We start from the raw sequence: 18,319 nt of genomic DNA on the forward strand, positions 1-18,319 counted from the left end.
CAAATTTAAATGCATGGGATCATGGTGCATTTTTGTGGTGAACGGGCAAATAATTATTGTAAGGAATACAAATGTTTAATAAAGTGACCAAGTCATTTCAGTATGGTGCCCATACTGTTGTTCTGGAAACGGGTGAGATCGCCCGTCAATCCTCGGGTGCCGTTGTTGCATCCATGGGCGATACCGTTGTGCTGGCCACCGTTGTGGCAGCCAAACAGGCTAAAGCAGGCCAGGACTTTTTCCCCCTAACGGTTGATTATGTAGAAAAAACCTATTCAGCCGGTCGCATTCCCGGTGGTTTCTTCAAGCGTGAAGGCAAACCCTCAGAAAAAGAAACCCTGACATCCCGCCTGATCGACCGCCCACTGCGTCCCTTGTTCCCTGAAGGTTTCTATAATGACGTTCAGGTTATCATCCATGTCCTGTCCGTAGATCCTGAAATTGATCCCGATATTGTTGCCATGATTGGTGCATCGGCTGCCTTGTCTATTTCCGGTATCCCGTTCAATGGTCCTATCGGTGCGGCCCGTGTTGCCTATATCAATGAGCAGTACGTGTTAAGCCCAACCGTTTCCCAGCTCCAGGACTCCAAGATGGATCTGGTGGTTGCCGGTACCGAATCGGCCGTATTGATGGTTGAATCAGAAGCCCGGCAATTAAGTGAAGAAATCATGCTCGGTGGCGTGGTGTTTGGTCACGAGCAAATGCAGGTGGCTATCAATGCCATTCACGAATTGGTTGAGGAAGCAGGCAAGCCTGAGTGGGATTGGGAACCTGCTCCCAAGAACGAGCCGCTTATTGCCGCAGTTACCGCATTGGCTACCAATGGTCTGAAAGCCGCTTATCAAATTCGTCAGAAACAAGAGCGTTCCGAAAAACTGAAAGAAGTGTATGCCAGCGTCAAGCAGACCTTAATTGATCAGGCTGCCGAGCGCAATGAAGAAGCGCCTGATACCGTTGCGGTTGAAAATATCATGTTTGACCTGGAAGCAGCCCTGGTTCGTGGTCAAATCCTGAATGGCGAACCTCGTATCGATGGTCGTGATACCCGCACCGTGCGCCCAATCAGTATCCGTCTGGGTGTCTTGCCCCGTACCCACGGCAGTGCCTTGTTCACCCGCGGTGAAACACAGGCTCTGGTGGTGGCTACATTGGGTACCAAACAAGATGAGCAAATTATCGACTCGGTCATGGGCGAGTACCGCGACCGTTTCATGTTGCATTACAATATGCCTCCGTTTGCCACCGGTGAAACCGGCCGTTTCGGTTCTCCCAAACGCCGTGAAATCGGTCACGGTCGCTTGGCCAAACGTGCACTGGTTGCCACTTTGCCTAAACACGAAGACTTCCAGTACACCATTCGCGTGGTTTCTGAAATTACCGAATCCAACGGTTCTTCATCCATGGCTTCCGTTTGTGGTGGCTCATTGGCCATGATGGATGCAGGTGTGCCTGTACAAGATCACGTGGCCGGTGTTGCCATGGGTCTGATCAAGGACGGTGGCAAGTTTGCCGTTCTTACCGATATCCTGGGTGATGAAGATCACCTTGGTGATATGGATTTCAAAGTAGCCGGTACGGAAAAAGGTATTACCGCCTTGCAAATGGATATCAAAATCCAGGGCATTACCAAGGAAATCATGCAGGTTGCCTTGGCGCAGGCCCGTGAAGGCCGCTTGCATATTCTGGGCAAAATGAACGAAGCGCTTACCGGTTCACGTACCGAACTGTCCAGCTTTGCGCCTCGCATGCTGACCATGAAAATCAATCCCGATAAAATCCGTGACGTGATTGGCAAGGGTGGTGCGACCATTCGTGCCCTGACTGAAGAAACGGGCTGCCATATTGATATCAGTGATGAAGGTGATGTGGTTATTTCCAGCGCTGATCTTGAAAAAGCCAAAGAGGCCGAGCGTCGTATCGCTGAATTGACTGCTGTGGTCGAAGTGGGTCAGGTGTATGACGGTACGGTTCAGCGCCTGCTGGATTTTGGCGGTATTGTACAGATTCTGCCGGGTCGCGATGGTTTGCTGCACATTTCTGAAATTGCCAATTACCGTATTGCCAATATCAACGATGTGCTTGCCGTTGGCCAGAAAGTTAAAGTTAAAGTGATTGAAGCCGATGATCGTGGTCGTCTGCGTCTGTCCGCCAAGGCTTTGGGTGGTCTGGAAGGCCTGGAAGGCTCTGTTCAGCCTACAGAAACCCCGGCTGATGGTGAGTAATCACCTTTAATGAGCTTATTGCCCGTTGCCATGCGAGTGAAGGGCTCGCTCCCACGCTCTCGCATGGTAACATTTCTGGTTCCCACGCTCCCGCGTGGGAACGTCCAGGCAGCAGTCAATAAAAAAACGCTATCCCGAAAGATAGCGTTTTTTTTATCCAAGGCTTAATGACAGCCAGGTTCTGTGGTACTCGTTACCACGCGGGAGCGTGGGAACGAGTGGTTCAGAGCATTGCTGGTTCCCATGCTCCTGCGTGGGAACGGGGGGACAGTACCGCTCTTTGCTGGTTCCCATGCTCCTGCGTGGGAACCAGGACAGTGCCGCTGTTAAACAACGCCTTGGTCAATCATGGCATCTGCCACTTTGCGGAAACCGGCAATGTTGGCACCCAGCACCAGGTTGTGGGGCTGGCCAAATTCCTGGGCGGTTTCTGAAGCAGTCAGGTAGATGTTTTTCATGATGGTTTTCAGGCGAACATCCACCTCTTCAAAGCTCCATTGGATCATGCTGGCATTTTGGGCCATTTCAAGCTGGCTGGTGGCCACACCGCCGGCGTTTGCTGCCTTGCCGGGCGCATACATGATTTTTGCATTCAGGAATGCCTCTACGGCCTCGGGGGTGGAAGGCATGTTGGCGCCTTCAGCTACCAGGATACAACCGTTTTTAAGCAATTCCTGAGCATCGGCCTGGTTCAATTCGTTCTGGGTTGCGCAAGGGAAGGCCAGATCGCAGGGAACCGACCAGACCGCATTGCGGCCGGCAGGATAGTTGGAAACCGGGGTGTACACCGCATCGTTGTGAATTTGGGCATATTTGGACAGGCAGGCGCTTTCAACTTCTTTAAGCTGTTTAAGCGTTTCAAGATTTATGCCTGACTTGTGGTAAATAAAGCCGCGTGAATCGCTGCAGGTAACGGGCAGGGCACCGTTCTGGTACAGTTTTTCGATCGTGTAGATGGCAACGTTACCGGCGCCCGATACTACGCAGGTTTTGCCTTCAAGGGCCTGACCGTTGTTGGTCAGCATGTTTTGGGCAAAATATACGGTACCGTAGCCGGTTGCTTCGGTACGGGCCAATGAACCGCCCCAGGGAATTTTCTTGCCGGTTAAAACACCTTCATAGCGACCGGTAAGCCGTTTGTACTGGCCAAACATATAACCAATTTCACGACCGCCAACGCCAATATCGCCGGCAGGAACGTCGGTGGTGGGGCCAATGTGACGATACAGCTCGTTAATGAACGACTGGCAGAAGCGCATGATTTCGTTATTGGACTTGCCTTTCGGGTCAAAATCGCTACCCCCCTTGCCGCCACCAATCGCCAGTCCGGTTAAGGAGTTCTTGAAAATTTGCTCGAAACCCAGGAATTTGATGATGCCACTGGAAACGCTGGGGTGAAACCGCAAACCACCTTTGTAAGGACCAATGGCTGAATTGAATTCTATGCGATAACCCTTGTTGACCTGGACCTTGCCCTGGTCGTCGATCCAGGCGACCCGGAACATGATTTGACGCTCGGGTTCGATGATGCGTTCAATAATGTTGTGCTCAAGATATTTTTTTTCTTTCGCAAACAGGGGTTCAAGGGATTCCAATACTTCCTGGACGGCCTGGTAAAATTCGGGCTGGCCGGGACTGGATTTTTGCAGTTTTGTTAAAGTTTGTTCAAAATAAGACATGGTTGCGGTGTTATGTAGGTTTTTATGAATAATTAAATTTTGTTTTTTTATTATAAAAAAAAATGACAGGACATGGTAAATAATTGTGCACCGCGATAATGAAAAAAAACATTTTTTTTATGCGGGTTGTTTTAACGCAAAATAGAGCCTTATCGAACGTAAAAATAAGACTTTTTATCAAGGTGGATGCGTCAGGACATTATTCAGGGTTGTGCCAGGGCATTTATACCAGCCCTGGCAATTTGCGCATCCTCATCGGATTTTACGCCCGAAACACCGACGGCACCGATAAATGCACCGTTAATAACGATTGGAACGCCACCCTCAAGCATGCCTTCCAGCACGGGAACCGATAAAAAGGCATAACGGCCATGATTGATGACTTCTTCGTAACCCTTGGACTCACGGCGACCCAGTGCCGCCGTTTTTGCCTTGGCGGGGGCAATATGCGCTGAAATGGGCGCAGCACCGTCCAGGCGTTCAAGACCCAGCAAATGTCCGCCATCATCCACAATCGCAATGGTGACCGGCCAATTGTTTTTTTGGGCATGGGCAACGGCGGCAGCCAATATTTTTTTGACGTCAGCGTGCTCAAGTACAGGTTTTGTTTTCATGGTTGTCCTTTGTGTTAAACAGGGAAAACCTGCCTGTGTGTGGATGACTGGCAGGCTTTCGGATTGAGGGCGACTGGACTTTGGCAAGAGCCAGACATCTCAGTGCATTATAAGTGCTTTACCGGAAATATGGATTTTTCCGGTAAAGCCGTTTTTATGCCACCTTGCTTAGCGATGCCGCTTCATAATCTTTCAGCAATCGCTCTTTTTTGGCAGCCACCTTGCGCATATTGTTTTCTTTAATATGCCCATAACCACGAATATCATCGGGCAGGCGGGCCAGGGCAATGGCGATATCCAGGTTGTTTTCGTTCAGGCTTGAACCAAAGTTGCGCAGCATGTCCAGGTAGTCTTCAATTAACTGCCGCTCCATTTTGCGTTCTTCGGTTTTTCCAAACGGGTCCAGTCCTGTGCCACGCAAGCCCTTGAAGTGTTGCAGCAAGCCAAAGGCCTTCATCATCCATGGGCCGTATTTTTTCTTGATCAGGTGGCCATGCTTGTCTTTCTTGCTGAATGAGGGCGGGGCCAGATGAAAGTTCAGCTGGTAGTCCTTGCCGGGCTCGCCTTCAAACTCATGGCGTAACTGGTTCAGGAAAGCGGGGTCGGCATACAGCCGGGCCACTTCATATTCATCCTTGTAGCTCATGAGTTTGGCCAGGTTGCGTGCCACCGCTTCGGTCAGTTGTTGCGAACCCACCCCCAGACCCTGTTCCAGTTTGCGGATATGGCTTACCGCTTCGGTAAAACGGCGGGCATATTTTTTGTTCTGGTAATGGGTCAGATGGGTTTCAAGGCGGGCAATCAGCTTGTCCAGGCTTTCGGGCATGTTCACCAAAACTCCGGTTTCCTGGCGTTGCTGCCCGTTAAGTGGCAGTGAAGCGGTGCCGTGGTGGGCCAGGTAGCGACCCCATTCGAAGGCATCCAGGTTTTTCTGGACGGCAACACCATTCAGTTCTATGGCCCGCAGGATGCTTTCCAGCTTAAGCGGGATTTTACCTTTTTGCCAGGCATAGCCCATTAACAAGGGGTTGGCAAAAATGGCATCACCCAGCAGCATCACGGCGTATCCGTTGGCATCCAGGAATTCACAATGATCCGGGCCCAGAATCTCTGTCAATTCGTGGGCGGTGGCTGCGCTGGGATAGCGCCATTTCGGATCTTTGAACATCTCGGCGGTGGGTGATTTGGCGCTGTTGACGGCAGCAAAAGTTACACCACTACGTGTTTTGGAGGTGATGTCCCTGGATGCGGCCACAATCGCATCACAGGCAATGATCAGGTCGGCCTCGCCCATGCCAATGCGGGTGGCATGCAGGTCGGAAGGGTGGTTGCCAATCTGGATATGGCTGACCACGGCACCGCCTTTTTGTGCCAGACCGGTTACGTCCAGCACGTTGACGCCTTTGCCTTCAATATGGGCTGCCATGCCCAGCAGTGCACCAATGGTGACTACGCCAGTGCCACCCACGCCGGGTACCAGGATATTACAGGGGCGTTCAAGACGGCATTCGGCAGGCAGGGGAATGCCGCCTTCTTTCTTTTCCACATTGCTGACGTTGACGGCCGGCTTGCGTACCTGGGCGCCCTCAGCCGTTACAAAGCTGGGGCAGAAGCCTTTCAGGCAGGAAAAGTCCTTGTTGCAGCTGGACTGGTTGATGCGTCGCTTGGTACCCATGGGGGTGTCATGCGGCTCTACGGAAAGGCAGTTGGATTGTACGCTGCAATCGCCACAGCCCTCGCAAACCGCTTCATTAATGAAAACACGGCGTGCCGGGTCGGGGTAGGTGTTGCGTTTGCGACGGCGGCGTTTTTCGGTCGCGCAGGTCTGGTCATAAATAAGTGCCGTGGTGCCTTCAGTGTCACGCAGTTCAATTTGCACTTCATCCAATTGGTCCCGGTGGTAAACGGCAGGGTTTTTCTGCATGACAACGCCTTTGTATTTTTCAGGCTCATCACTCACGATCACCACCCGCGTAATGCCTTCGGCCACCAGCTGGTCATTGATTTGTGGCACGGTCAAGGTGCCGTCTATGGGCTGGCCACCGGTCATGGCCACCGCATCGTTATAGAGGATTTTGTAGGTAATGTTGGCCTTGGCCGCAATCGCGGCACGAATGGCCAGAATCCCCGAATGAAAATACGTGCCGTCGCCCAGGTTGGCAAAAATATGTTTGGTTTCGGTGAAGGCTTTTTGCCCGATCCAGGCCACGCCTTCTCCTCCCATTTGCGAGAAGGTGTTCGTGTCGCGATCCATCCAGATGGTCATGTAATGGCAGCCAATGCCGGCCACGGCACGGGAACCTTCGGGCACCCGGGTAGAGGTGTTGTGCGGGCAGCCCGAGCAGAACCAGGGCTTGCGTTCCACCACGACCGACAGGCGCTGGTTTTCTTTTTCCTTGGCCTCAATTACGGCAATACGGGCCTTGATGCGAGCCTGAACCTCTTCGGGCAAGGGGTGTTTGGCCAGGCGCTTGGCAATCGCCTTGGCAATAATCGACGGAGACAGCTCATGATTGGGGGGCAGCAGCCAGTTGCCACGTGGCACCGACCACTCTCCACCCCCGTCATCGCGCGCGTCAAATTTGCCGTATACATCGGGGCGCACGTCATCGCGCCAGTTATACAACTCTTCTTTCAGGGCGTATTCCATAATCTGGCGTTTTTCTTCCACCACCAGGATTTCGTCCAGCCCTTGGGCAAAATTTCGTGCTCCCTGTGCTTCAAGGGGCCACACACAGCCTACCTTGTACAGGCGAATGCCAATCTGGGCACAGGTTTGTTCATCCAGTCCCAGGTCAACCAGGGCCTGGCGCACATCCAGATAGGCTTTGCCGGCCGTCATGATGCCAAAGCGGGCGTTGGGCGAATCAATCACGATTTTGTCCAGCTTGTTGGCCCGTACATAGGCCAGGGCGGCATACCATTTGTAATTGTTCAGGCGTGCTTCCTGTTCCAGGGGCGTGTCGGGCCAGCGGATATTCAGGCCCCCGGGCGGCATTTCAAAATCATTGGGAATAACAGTCTGGATGCGGTCCGGATCTATTTCTACCGAGGAGCTGGACTCGATCACATCGGTGACGCATTTCAGGCTGACCCATAGGCCTGAATAGCGGCTCATGGCCCAGCCGTGAAGACCAAAATCAAGGTATTCCTGCACATTGGACGGGTACAGGACCGGTATGCCGGCCGCCTGCAAGTCGTGTTCGGACTGGTAGGCAACGGTGGAGGACTTGGCAGCGTGGTCATCACCGGCGATCAGCAAAACCCCACCATATTGCGATGTGCCTGCATTGTTGGCATGCTTGAAAACGTCCATGGAACGGTCAAGGCCTGGCCCCTTGCCATACCACATGGCAAAGACGCCCTGTTTTTTTGCATCGGGGAAAAGGTTCAGCTGTTGCGAGCCCCAGATAGAGGTGGCTGCCAGTTCCTCATTGACACCGGGCTGAAACACAATATCGTTTTTATCCAGGTACTTTTGGGCTTTCCACAGGGATAAATCCACATTGCCCAGCGGAGAGCCCCGGTAGCCCGAGATAAAACCGCCGGTATTCAGTCCGGCTTTCATGTCCCGGCTTTTTTGAAGCATGGGGAGTCTGACCAGTGCCTGGGTTCCGCTCATGTAAACCCGGCCTTTTTCAAGGGTATATTTGTCATCCAGGGTAATGGAATCAAGTGCCGCTTGAGCCGCTTTGGATAGGGGGGCATTCATTTTTTGTCTCCAGAATCTTTGTCTGTGAATTATTTCTATAGTGATCAGCCAAAAACGCCTTGTATGCTTATACATACAATACCCCTTGTGGAGGTAAAAAGCGAATTGTGCTGAGGTTTCAGCTAAAGTTTATCTTTTTTACCGGGTATCGTAAAATTAAAAAAATCATTAACAGGTATCTGAAAAACAAATGTCCAAACAGGTTACTATCCGGCAATTCCGGTATTTTGCGGCAGCGGCCCGTACGGGGCGGTTTTCCATGGCGGCGGCCGAAGAGCACGTCTCACAATCGGCCATTACGAGTGCGGTGCTAAGCCTTGAAGCTCACCTGAAAGTAACGCTGTTTGAGCGCTTGCAGCATGGCGTTGCCTTAACGGCCGCAGGACATGATTTTTATCGCCATGTACGGTTTGTGCTGGATGCATTTGATGAGGCCCTGCATCGGCCCGGTCAGCAAAACAACGGAGTTTCGGGGGTGTTGCGGGTAGCCGCTTCCTATACCGTATTGGGTTATTGTTTTGCCTGAATTGGTGCTGCGATTTAAAAAAGCCAACCCTGGCATACAGTTTGATCTGATTGATATGGAATTGGCCCAGATGGAGCAGGCGGTGTTGAATGGTGATATAGATATGGCGGTGGGTTTGACCTCCAATCTTAAGGATATTGGCCGGTTCGAACATCAGGTTTTGTTACGTTCAGCGCGTAAACTCTGGGTTTCCCCGTCGCACCCACTGGGTATGCGGGCTTCGGTTACACTACAGGAAATTGCCCCGTACCCTTATATCCTGATTCTGGTGGATAATGCCGAAGAGTCTGGCCTGGGGTTCTGGCGCCAGCACCGGCTTGAGCCCAATGTGGTGCTGAAAACCCGTTCCATGGAGGCCGTGCGTGGGTTTGTGGCACAGGGGCTGGGGGTCACGATTCTGTCTGAGATGGTGTACCGGCCCTGGTCCCTTGAGGGAAAAAAAATCAATGCCGTGCCCATTGAAGGTGGTGTGCCGGTGATGGAGGTCGGCATGTTCTGGCACAAATCAGTGCCTTTATGCGAAACGGCACAGGCTTTTAAACATTTTTTGGTGTACGCATGTCATTAGTCAAGTTCAAAAGTAAGTTGAAAACATTGAAAAGCAGGCTGGGAAAGCTGTTGTTTGCCATGGGCAGTGCGCCTATGGGCGTGGCATTGCTGTTGTGGCTGCCGCTTTGGTTTGTGCTGGATAATTTCCTGGTCGCTGGTATGGTGGCCATTTTTGTTTCATTTTTATTGGCCATGAGCGTTAGCCTGTACCGGCTGAATGCGGAAAAGCAGGAAGAGGGTGAGCAGGAGACAGGCGTTACCACGCGGGAGCGTGGGAACGAGTAAAAAGCGGGAAGAGAGGGAGCAGGATACAGGCGTTACCACGCGGGAGCGTGGGAACGAGTAAGCAGGGTACAGGCGTTACTTGCTCCCACGCTCTGAACTGCTACTTGCTCCCATGCTCCAGCGTGGGAGCAAATATCACCGGCCTGCCGCTTTGGCGCTAATGCCACCGGCCACACCCATGTTTTCTTTGGGTACATCAATGGCCATTACTTGCTCCCACGCTCTGAACTGCTACTTGCTCCCATGCTCCAGCGTGGGAGCAAATATCACCGGCCTGCCGCCTTGGCGCTAATGCCACCGGCCACACCCATGTTTTTACTTGCTCCCATGCTCCAGCGTGGGAGCAAATATTACCGGCCTGCCGCTTTGGCGCTAATGCCACCGGCCACACCCATGTTTTCTTTGGGTACATCAATGGCCATTACCCGGACATCTTCTTGGGAAATCCCCAGGCTTACACTGGCTGCCTGGCTTAAGGCGGCAATCAGGGCGGCTTTTAATGCTTCAGTCCGGCCTTCAATCAGGTGCACCTGAATAGTGGCAAAAGCCTTGCCTTCCTGGCCGGCAACCATGACCTCATGGGGTTGGAACTCCTGAAGGGTAATGCGGATGCTGGCCTCGGGGGCGCCAATGCTTTCCTGTACCGCCTTGTTGGCGTTTTTCAAGAGTGCCTGTTTTTGTTCCGTGCTGTGACCGGCAAGAATTTGTGCGTGAATAAATGGCATGATTTTCCTTTGGTGTTGGGCAAAAAATTCCCCTTGGCAGGCAAGGGGAAGGAATGCAAAACTGATTAAAAACGAATTAATTCATTTTTTGGGCAATAACCGTCAGGATGCGGCGTGCCGTCGTGCTGTTGTCGGGATTTCCGTTTTGGTCACGTACGGTCACCAATGATTGGGCACCCTGACTGTTGACTTCAATGGTGTAAGGCAGCGGGGTCAGGTTGCCTTTATCACCCCATAAACGGCTAATGAAATTGGCTTCCTGACGCTTTTCACCGGTGTCGGTGTCCAGATAACGGATAACGTAAGTGCCATTTGTGGCATTTGAGTCTTCAATTTTGAAGCCCGAAGCCGACAGCGCATTGCCTACCCGACGCCATGCCAGGTCTTGCGGTTCGTTGACCGACAAGGCAGCGGAACCTTCAACTAAACTGGCGATCCTGGGTTGGCTGACTGCAGGTGCCGCGGCTGCGGACTGTCTGATTTGCTGTTCGGCCCTGGCTTTGTCTGCGCCCAGATAAACCATCAGGCGGGACATCATGGCGGCGTTCAGACCCGGGTCTTCATTGGCGGGCAACCATTTGAATTCGGTGCCATCGCGGTCCATTTGAGTTTCCACCATACGTTCATGGCTAATGTATACCTCTGTTTTACCATTTACGCGTTCAAGACGGGTATGAAAACGCTCACGCTCGCCACTGTCCGATACCATGTCTACAATGGAGCCCAGGGCGCGACGCAGGAAGTTGCCGGGAATCTTGGCACGGTTTTCAGCCCAGTCGGTTTCAATGATACCGGCCTTGGGGTTGTCACGGTTAATGGTGAAGCCTTCATCGGTCCAGAAAGCCACCAGTTTGGGATAGACAATGTTAGGGTCCTGGTTGATTTCCAGCCAGCGCAGGTCTCCGTTGCGGCGTACTTCCATGCCATCAATGGTTGGCAGCACGTTGGCGCCCCTGGCATTGGCCGCGTTGGCGGCAGCCACGGACTGGTTATAGGCACTGGCAGAAGCGACTCCACCGGGTGCCGTGTATTGTGGCTTGATATCGGCACTGGACAGATCGGGTGGAATACTTAACGGGTCTCCGCGAACGGTGCTTTTGTAGTCAACCTGTTCTCCATCTCCCATGATTTCAGAAACGGCGTTACATCCGGCAAGCAGGGTTGCGGCTGCAATTAAACCCGATGCTGTAAGATGGCGTGCATTGATGCGCATAAATCTTGATCCTTGATATTTAAATAAGGCCCAGGCTTTCAAGGGCTTGGGTAACCGGAATCTTGTTTTGTTCACTGAGCCCGCACAGGGGGAGACGATAGCCCAATTGTGACAAACCAAGCTGGGCAACCGCCCATTTAACGGGAATGGGGTTGGCTTCAATGAAGAGTACTTTGCTCAATTGAGCCAGTTTGGCATTGAGTGCCCGTGTTGTGGGTACATCACCCTGGCGGGCGGCAACGCACAGCTCGTGCATGAGTTTTGGGGTGACATTGGCAGTGACCGAAATATTACCATTGGCGCCCAGCAAAATAAGGGCGGCGGCGGTTGGATCATCACCACTGAAAACCTGGAAGTGGTCGGGTTTGTTGGCCAGCAGCAGTGCGCCACGCGCAATGTCGCCAGTGGCATCTTTGATGCCGATAATGTTTTGTACATTGGCCAAACGCAGAATGGTGTCGTTGCTCAGGTCGGCAACAGTGCGACCGGGTACGTTGTACAGAATGATGGGTAACCCACCTTCCTGTGCAATGGCACTAAAGTGCAGGAACAGTCCTTCCTGTGAAGGCTTGTTATAGTAGGGCACAACCGAAAGACCGGCCTGTGCACCTACTTTTTTGGCCTGTTGGGTCAGGTAAATGGCTTCATCGGTTGCATTGGCACCGACACCGGCAATAATCGGGATACGACCGGCGGCGTGTTCAACGGCAACACGGATAAGCTCGGTATGTTCATCAAAATCCACCGTGGGTGATTCGCCCGAGGTACCCACTACAACCAGTCCGTCGGAACCTTCCTGTACATGCCAGTCGATCAGCTTCTTGTAGGCTTCATAGTCAATCTTGCCGTTGGGCAACATGGGGGTAACTAATGCAGGAATACTGCCTGTAAAAATGGGATATGAAGAACTGTCGACCGTCATAATTAAAAAGTCCTGAACAGGGATAAATACAAACCGCTAAGCATAACGCTTTTTCGCGAATAGTTTAATAGAAATAAACGATATGATTGGGAAAACTGTTGAAAAAAAGCATAAACAAAGCATTTGCCGGGATTTTTACCGGTATGTGTGTGTTTACAGGCCCAGGCTGGCGGGGTTGCCGGAGCCTTGACGGATCACTTCTGGTGTGCCTGATGACAGGTCGATCACGGTAGTGGGGGTGCCAGGGCAGCTGCCGCTGTCAATCACGCCCGCCAGTTCGTGGCCGTAATGGGCCATGATTTCTTCCGGATCATTCAGTGGTTCGGTCTCACCCTTGGGAATAAAGGTGGTGGACAGCAGGGGGGAGCCGACCGCTTCGATCAGGGCCAGGGTAATGGGGTGGTCGGGCACGCGAATGCCAATGGTTTTGCGTGAAGGGTGCGATACACGGCGTGGCACGTCTTTGGTGGCTTCCAGGATAAATGTCCAGGGACCGGGCGTGGCGGCTTTCAACAGGCGGTATTGCTGGTTGTCGACCTTTGCAAAATGCCCGATTTCGGCCAGGTCACGGCAGAGCAGGGTAAGGTGATGGCGCTCGTCAAGGCCGCGAATGCGTCGCAAATGTGCGGCGGCATCCTTGTCGTCAAGGCGGGCCAGGATGGCGTAGCTGGAATCGGTGGGCACCGCGATAAGCCCCCCATCGTTAATCATTTGTGCGGCCTGTTTCAGCAGGCGGGTTTGCGGGTTTTGTGGATGAACATCAAATAAAATTGCCATGTCAGACCCTCTTGGTTGGAATTATCAGTGATAAAATTATGGGTTATTGTAGCTAATTAATGCAAATATTATTTACTCGAGGTAGAATAGCGAGCTTGTGTGTCTCCGTAGCTCAACTGGATAGAGCACCCGCCTTCTAAGCGGGGGGTTGTGAGTTCGATTCTCGCCGGAGGCGCCATTCAATACGCCTGCGTTATTCAATACACCCAACACTTCATGGGGCATATTGCCAACATGCCCGTTCTTCAGTTTCACGCAATCATAATTTCATAATCTGCATTATGCCGAATCGGGCCTGCTTTGTACATGCCGGTTTTTTTCAGCAATCATGGCCATTTTCACGCCAGCTGTTCATGCGAATGCTTACTGGTTTCGCCAATGTGTGGCATAAACGTAGCCTGAAGCAAGCGTATCTCACATTTCTTTAATTTCATACACCAGTCATAAAGCTTGGCTATCCTTCCCGTACCTTGTAAACAACTCAAAGGAATTATTGTGAAGAAGCCATTTCGTTTATCTATATTAAGCCTGGTATTAAGCGCTATTTCTTTTTCTGCCCATGCGCAGCAGGAAATGCCCGCCGTACTGGAAGGTCATGCCATTTTGCCAGCCAACAGTGTGATCCAGGCCCCCGATAACGCACCCCAGGACCTGAAAGTGGCCGGAAAATACACAACCCGTGCACGTGTCGAGGAGCCGGGCAGTCTCATGGGTAAATCCAATGGTCGTGAGACGGGCCATAAAGTGCCATTCAAGGGCCAGCCTTTGCAGGGCCATTCGGGTATTCAGGTCATGGACGATGGCAGTGTCTGGATTGTGACTGACAACGGTTTTGGCAACAAAGCCAACTCGCTTGACTCCATGCTGTACGCCAACCAGTACACGATCGACTGGAAAACCGGCGAGTTCAAGCATTTGCAAACGGTGTTCCTGAGTGATCCCGACAAGAAAGTGCCTTTCCGTATCGTTCATGAAGATACCAAAGAGCGTTACCTGACCGGTTCAGATTTTGATCTGGAAAGCATGCAAATCATTGGTGACAATATCTGGTTTGGCGAAGAGTTTGGTCCCTTCCTGATCAAGGCCGATAAAACCGGTAAAGTACTGGCTGTGTATGAAACTGAAGTGGATGGCAAAAAAATCCAGTCTCCGGACAACTATCTGGTTGCAACGCCCGGCGCACCCGGCGAAACCTACAAAACCGTTAACCTGAAGCGATCCAAAGGCTATGAGGGCATGGCCGCCTCGGTGGATGGCAAATTCCTGTACCCGCTGATGGAAGGTCCGATTTGGGATGAAAACACCAAAGACTGGGAAAAGTCCGGCGATAAAACCGCATTGCGCGTACTTGAATTTGATGTGGGTGCAGAAAAATGGACGGGCCGTTCATGGTTTTACCCGTTGGAAGCCAGCCACCACGCAATTGGCGACTTCAACATGATTGATGCCACCACTGCCCTTATTATTGAGCGTGACAATGGCGAGGGTACGCCCGACAAGGCCTGTAAAGAGGGTGAAGACACCAGCAAATGCTTTGCAGACTTACCCAAGTTCAAGCGTGTCTATAAAGTTGAATTCAGCCCGGAAACCGCTGGCAAGGATGTACGTAAAATTGCCTATATTGATTTGCTGAACATTCAGGACCCCAATAAACTGGCGCGCAAGCCCCTGACCAATGGTGTATTGCAATTTCCGTTCTTTACCATTGAAGACGTGGATGTGATTGATGGTGAGCGTATTGTGGTGGGTAATGATAATAACTACCCATACTCTTCAAGCCGCGAGCCTAACCAGCAAGATGATAATGAATTGATTTTGCTTAATGTAAAAGAGCTGTTGCAAGCCAAATAAGTGCCGGGTTGGTAACAGGCAGGCATCAGGCAGTCAAGCCCCGCGTTTGCCGTTAAGGGCCAGGTGAAAACCTGGCCTTTTTAATGTATCGTTTTTTGATTTTTTCGGTCATTATGTTTCAGTTTGTGGTTTGTGGGTTTTTAATAGGTAAAACATGGCTTTTTTTGCCCACAATCTATATCATCTTGTTAACACATCTTAAAAACAGCTGAATTTCTTGTTGTTCAATAATTTATCTTTTTAATCAAAGACTTAGGCGTTTTTTTAATTTTTACAAATTTTAATAATATCAGAGACAGGGTTAAGCCCGGATTTTGCATAAGTTTTTTTATTGCATTTGAAAATTTTGTATCTAAAACAACACAGCATTAATCAGTAAAGCATTTTCAAAATCAACACAGATCAAGAAGTTTTTAAAAGGTATATCTAAAATATATCTTTCAGGGCGGTTGTTTGATTTAAATCAGAAGTTGATCAGGTTTAACCCGTAGAATTTCCATTAACGGATGCCCGAACATGAATAACGGGAAATTATTCACCAGGGCAATACCCGGAAATTTTATTTTTTATCCAGGAGAAGTTAATGAAAGTGAATAAATTGGTTGCCGCCGTCTCTATGGCCTTGAGCATGGGTTTGGTGTCTGGCGCCGTGATGGCTAAAGAGGCCAATATTGTTAAAGTTGCCTTAGAGCAACCCGCCTCAGATGCCATTAAAAAATTGCCCATTGAGCAGGCCGTGCGTGTTGCTCCTCCAATGGTGCCGCCTCCAATTACCCGCAAGCATCCTGCTCGCGTGGTGGTGGAAATGGAAACCGTTGAAAAAGTCATGAAAATGGCCGATGGTGTCGATTACATGTACTGGACATTTGACAGCACCGTACCCGGAACATTCCTGCGTGTACGTGAAGGTGATACGGTTGAATTCCACCTGTCCAACCACCCCAGCTCTAAAATGCCACACAATATCGACTTGCACGCGGTAACCGGCCCTGGTGGCGGTGCGGCTTCATCATTGACAGCACCCGGGCATACCTCTGTATTCAGTTTCAAAACCCTGAACCCCGGCCTGTATGTGTACCACTGTGCCACTTCGCCCGTAGGTATGCATATTGCCAACGGCATGTACGGTTTGATTCTGGTTGAGCCTAAAGAAGGTTTGCCTAAAGTGGATCGCGAATACTACGTCATGCAAGGTGACTTCTACACCAAAGGTGGTTACGGTGAACCCGGCCTGCAACCTTTCGACATGAAAAAAGCCATTGAAGAAAATGCCGATTATGTGGTCTTTAACGGTTCAGTGGGTGCCTTGGCCGGTGAAAATGCCCTGAAAGCGGAAGTGGGTGAAAACGTTCGTCTTTTTGTGGGGAACGGTGGTCCCAACCTGGTGTCTTCCTTCCACGTGATTGGTGAGATCTTCGATAAAGTCTATGTTGAGGGTGGCAAACTGGTGAATGAACATATCCAGACAACCCTGGTTCCGGCCGGTGGCGCCACCATGGTTGAATTCAAGGTAGACGTGCCCGGTGACCTGGTTATGGTTGATCACTCCATTTTCCGTGCCTTTAATAAAGGTGCTTTGGGTAATATTAAAGTAAGCGGTGCTGAAAACAAGGAAATCTATTCCGGCAAACAAATGGACGCGGTGTACCTGCCTGAAGGTTCTGCCATTCAGTCGGTTGATACCGGTGCGGCACCCGCTCCGGCCGTTGCCCGGAATCTGGAAGAGAAAATCAAGTTTGGTCAGCGTGTTTATGAAGCCAACTGCCAGGCATGTCACCAGGCCGGTGGTACCGGTATTGCCGGCGCATTCCCTCCGCTGGCGGAATCCGATTACCTGAATGCTGATCACAAACGGGCCGCTAATGCCATTGTGCATGGTTTGTCCGGTGAAATCACCGTTAACGGCACCAAGTGGAACAGTGTGATGCCCGCCATGTTGTTAAGCGATAATGATGTGGCTAACGTCATTACCTATGTCTTGAACAGCTGGGGTAACAAAGGTGGTGAAATTTCACCCGAAGACGTGGCAGAGCAACGCAAGGCAGCACCTGCACAGGCAGTGCCCGGCGCGCACTAAGCATTAATATGATGTGTGCAAAGCCAAAATAGGGGTGTATGGCACATACTATATAGTAGTAAGGGTTTATAGCCGGTATTATTTATAAGCTTGCTTAATATTATTAATATAGTAGTTAACAAAAGTGCCATATCCCCCATATCAGTACACACTGCCTCCGGTGCCCGTGCATTGAAGGCAGTGTTTTGTGTTTTTATATATTATATATAAAGAGCAAGCCATGATGACAACCCATTGCCAGCAGATTTTCCAAAATGCAAATGTCCTGCGCGGCCCCAGGTGTCGTGCAGGCAAGCCGGTTCTGGCCGCTGTTGCGACAATTTTATGCACCATAACCTTGCAGGCGCAGGCAGTTGAGATGGCCAGTTTGCCACAGGGAGAGTATCGGCCTTTGTATTCCAGTCAGGCCAGTCCTTTGGAATGGGTCAGGGCATTCAGAATAGATAAAACACCGGTTACCAACCTGGAGTTTGCCGAGTTCATCAAACAGCACCCGCAATGGGCGCCTGATAAAATCCAGAAAATGTTTGCTGAAGAAGGTTATTTAAAGCATTGGTTAAAGGAAAATGACCAGTGGATGCCTAAGACCATTGATGCCCAAAGCCCGGTTAGCAATGTTTCCTGGTTTGCAGCCCAGGCCTATTGCAAGGCCCATGGCAAGCGCCTGCCCACCATTGCCGAATGGGAATATGCCGCACGTGCCTCTGAAACCAGGGTGGATGCCACCAAAGATAAAGCCTTTACGCAAAAAATCCTGAACTGGTACGCCAAGCCCGCGACTGCCAGCTTGCCTGCCATTAAACAGGATAAGCCCAATTATTGGGGTATTTATGACATGCATGGTCTTATCTGGGAATGGACCCAGGACTTCAACGCTACCGTATCCAGCAAATTGCAAACATCCAACGTTGAAGAGGTAGAGGTGGACGGACGTACCCTAAGCCTGGATCTGGGCGCATTTTGTGGTGCGGGCGCCGAAGGCGTGGCCGACCCCAGCGATTACGCTGCTTTCATGCGCTATGGTTTCAGGTCCAGCCTGAAAGCACCTTTTACACTGGATACATTAGGCTTCAGGTGTGCCATGGATGGGGCTGAAACGCCTTAAGGGCCGGGTCAGCAAAGGCAATAAGCCGTTTGTTGGCCTGTTTATCGCATTTGCCACTC

At 51.1% G+C, this 18,319-nt stretch carries 12 protein-coding genes, 1 tRNA gene and 1 pseudogene; 7 read left to right on the forward strand and 7 right to left on the reverse strand.

The genetic code is table 11. The annotated features are described in order from the left end of the window. The first annotated feature begins 71 nt into the window (after positions 1–71). On the forward strand, positions 72–2,225 hold the full coding sequence (gene pnp / locus HCX92_RS05965) for a polyribonucleotide nucleotidyltransferase (protein WP_169294029.1): 2,154 nt from the start codon (positions 72–74) through the stop codon (positions 2,223–2,225). A 326-nt stretch (positions 2,226–2,551) separates the two neighbouring features. Here the strand turns inward: pnp and gdhA are convergent, their stop codons facing one another. The 3 genes from gdhA to HCX92_RS05980 all read right to left on the reverse strand — a co-directional run bounded on the left by gdhA (position 2,552) and on the right by HCX92_RS05980 (position 8,230). Then, entirely contained in the window at positions 2,552–3,904 is a 1,353-nt protein-coding gene (gdhA, locus tag HCX92_RS05970; protein WP_169294030.1) for an NADP-specific glutamate dehydrogenase, read from the reverse strand. Between the two features lie 203 nt (positions 3,905–4,107). Further along, the gene (locus HCX92_RS05975; RefSeq protein WP_169294031.1) at positions 4,108–4,518 is read right to left on the reverse strand and encodes a heme-binding protein; all 411 of its coding nucleotides are present in this window, start codon (positions 4,516–4,518) and stop codon (positions 4,108–4,110) included. A gap of 154 nt (positions 4,519–4,672) precedes the next feature. Next, on the reverse strand, positions 4,673–8,230 hold the full coding sequence (locus tag HCX92_RS05980) for an indolepyruvate ferredoxin oxidoreductase family protein (protein ID WP_169294032.1): 3,558 nt from the start codon (positions 8,228–8,230) through the stop codon (positions 4,673–4,675). A gap of 190 nt (positions 8,231–8,420) precedes the next feature. Between HCX92_RS05980 and HCX92_RS05985 the strand changes: the two are divergent. Both HCX92_RS05985 and HCX92_RS05990 read left to right on the forward strand, forming a co-directional pair. Beyond that, positions 8,421–9,324, forward strand: a pseudogene (locus HCX92_RS05985) (LysR family transcriptional regulator). Next, entirely contained in the window at positions 9,315–9,590 is a 276-nt protein-coding gene (locus HCX92_RS05990; protein WP_169293966.1) for a hypothetical protein, read from the forward strand. Before HCX92_RS05985 ends, HCX92_RS05990 begins: the two are co-directional and overlap by 10 nt. A gap of 350 nt (positions 9,591–9,940) precedes the next feature. Here HCX92_RS05990 and HCX92_RS05995 read toward each other — a convergent pair whose 3' ends face one another. The 4 genes from HCX92_RS05995 to HCX92_RS06010 all read right to left on the reverse strand — a co-directional run bounded on the left by HCX92_RS05995 (position 9,941) and on the right by HCX92_RS06010 (position 13,227). Beyond that, complete coding sequence (locus tag HCX92_RS05995) at positions 9,941–10,315, reverse strand: tautomerase family protein (RefSeq protein ID WP_169294033.1); 375 nt, start codon at positions 10,313–10,315, stop codon at positions 9,941–9,943. Between the two features lie 76 nt (positions 10,316–10,391). Continuing rightward, positions 10,392–11,528, reverse strand: a complete 1,137-nt coding sequence (bamC, locus tag HCX92_RS06000) for an outer membrane protein assembly factor BamC (protein ID WP_169294034.1) — start codon at positions 11,526–11,528, stop codon at positions 10,392–10,394. Positions 11,529–11,547: 19 nt separating this feature from the next. Next, positions 11,548–12,450, reverse strand: a complete 903-nt coding sequence (gene dapA / locus HCX92_RS06005; protein ID WP_169294035.1) for a 4-hydroxy-tetrahydrodipicolinate synthase — start codon at positions 12,448–12,450, stop codon at positions 11,548–11,550. 153 nt (positions 12,451–12,603) lie between these two features. After that, entirely contained in the window at positions 12,604–13,227 is a 624-nt protein-coding gene (locus tag HCX92_RS06010) for an L-threonylcarbamoyladenylate synthase (RefSeq protein WP_169294036.1), read from the reverse strand. A 101-nt stretch (positions 13,228–13,328) separates the two neighbouring features. Here HCX92_RS06010 and HCX92_RS06015 point away from each other — a divergent pair. The 4 genes from HCX92_RS06015 to HCX92_RS06030 all read left to right on the forward strand — a co-directional run bounded on the left by HCX92_RS06015 (position 13,329) and on the right by HCX92_RS06030 (position 18,260). Beyond that, a tRNA-Arg gene (locus HCX92_RS06015) sits at positions 13,329–13,405 on the forward strand. A 317-nt stretch (positions 13,406–13,722) separates the two neighbouring features. After that, positions 13,723–15,078, forward strand: a complete 1,356-nt coding sequence (locus HCX92_RS06020) for an esterase-like activity of phytase family protein (RefSeq protein ID WP_371808396.1) — start codon at positions 13,723–13,725, stop codon at positions 15,076–15,078. A 583-nt stretch (positions 15,079–15,661) separates the two neighbouring features. Then, positions 15,662–17,155 (forward strand): copper-containing nitrite reductase, encoded by a 1,494-nt coding sequence (gene nirK, locus HCX92_RS06025; RefSeq protein WP_169294037.1) that lies wholly within the window; start codon positions 15,662–15,664, stop codon positions 17,153–17,155. Positions 17,156–17,375: 220 nt separating this feature from the next. Beyond that, positions 17,376–18,260, forward strand: coding sequence for a formylglycine-generating enzyme family protein (locus HCX92_RS06030; protein WP_211182293.1), 885 nt, complete (start codon positions 17,376–17,378; stop codon positions 18,258–18,260). Positions 18,261–18,319 lie beyond the last annotated feature (59 nt).

Origin of the sequence: Advenella sp. EE-W14, from assembly GCF_012923605.1 — a bacterium.
In the GTDB taxonomy this organism is placed as follows: Bacteria; Pseudomonadota; Gammaproteobacteria; order Burkholderiales; family Burkholderiaceae_B; genus Advenella; species Advenella alkanexedens.

Excerpts from the sequence above, each read along its gene's own strand:
- HCX92_RS05980 (WP_169294032.1), bottom strand. The coding sequence starts at position 8,230 with ATGAATGCCCCCCTATCCAAAGCGGCTCAAGCGGCACTTGATTCCATT.
- HCX92_RS05995 (WP_169294033.1), bottom strand. The coding sequence starts at position 10,315 with ATGCCATTTATTCACGCACAAATTCTTGCCGGTCACAGCACGGAACAA.
- HCX92_RS06010 (WP_169294036.1), bottom strand. The coding sequence starts at position 13,227 with ATGGCAATTTTATTTGATGTTCATCCACAAAACCCGCAAACCCGCCTG.
- HCX92_RS05990 (WP_169293966.1), top strand. The coding sequence starts at position 9,315 with ATGTCATTAGTCAAGTTCAAAAGTAAGTTGAAAACATTGAAAAGCAGG.
- nirK (WP_169294037.1), top strand. The coding sequence starts at position 15,662 with ATGAAAGTGAATAAATTGGTTGCCGCCGTCTCTATGGCCTTGAGCATG.
- gdhA (WP_169294030.1), bottom strand. The coding sequence starts at position 3,904 with ATGTCTTATTTTGAACAAACTTTAACAAAACTGCAAAAATCCAGTCCC.
- dapA (WP_169294035.1), bottom strand. The coding sequence starts at position 12,450 with ATGACGGTCGACAGTTCTTCATATCCCATTTTTACAGGCAGTATTCCT.
- HCX92_RS05975 (WP_169294031.1), bottom strand. The coding sequence starts at position 4,518 with ATGAAAACAAAACCTGTACTTGAGCACGCTGACGTCAAAAAAATATTG.
- HCX92_RS06030 (WP_211182293.1), top strand. The coding sequence starts at position 17,376 with ATGATGACAACCCATTGCCAGCAGATTTTCCAAAATGCAAATGTCCTG.
- bamC (WP_169294034.1), bottom strand. The coding sequence starts at position 11,528 with ATGCGCATCAATGCACGCCATCTTACAGCATCGGGTTTAATTGCAGCC.
- pnp (WP_169294029.1), top strand. The coding sequence starts at position 72 with ATGTTTAATAAAGTGACCAAGTCATTTCAGTATGGTGCCCATACTGTT.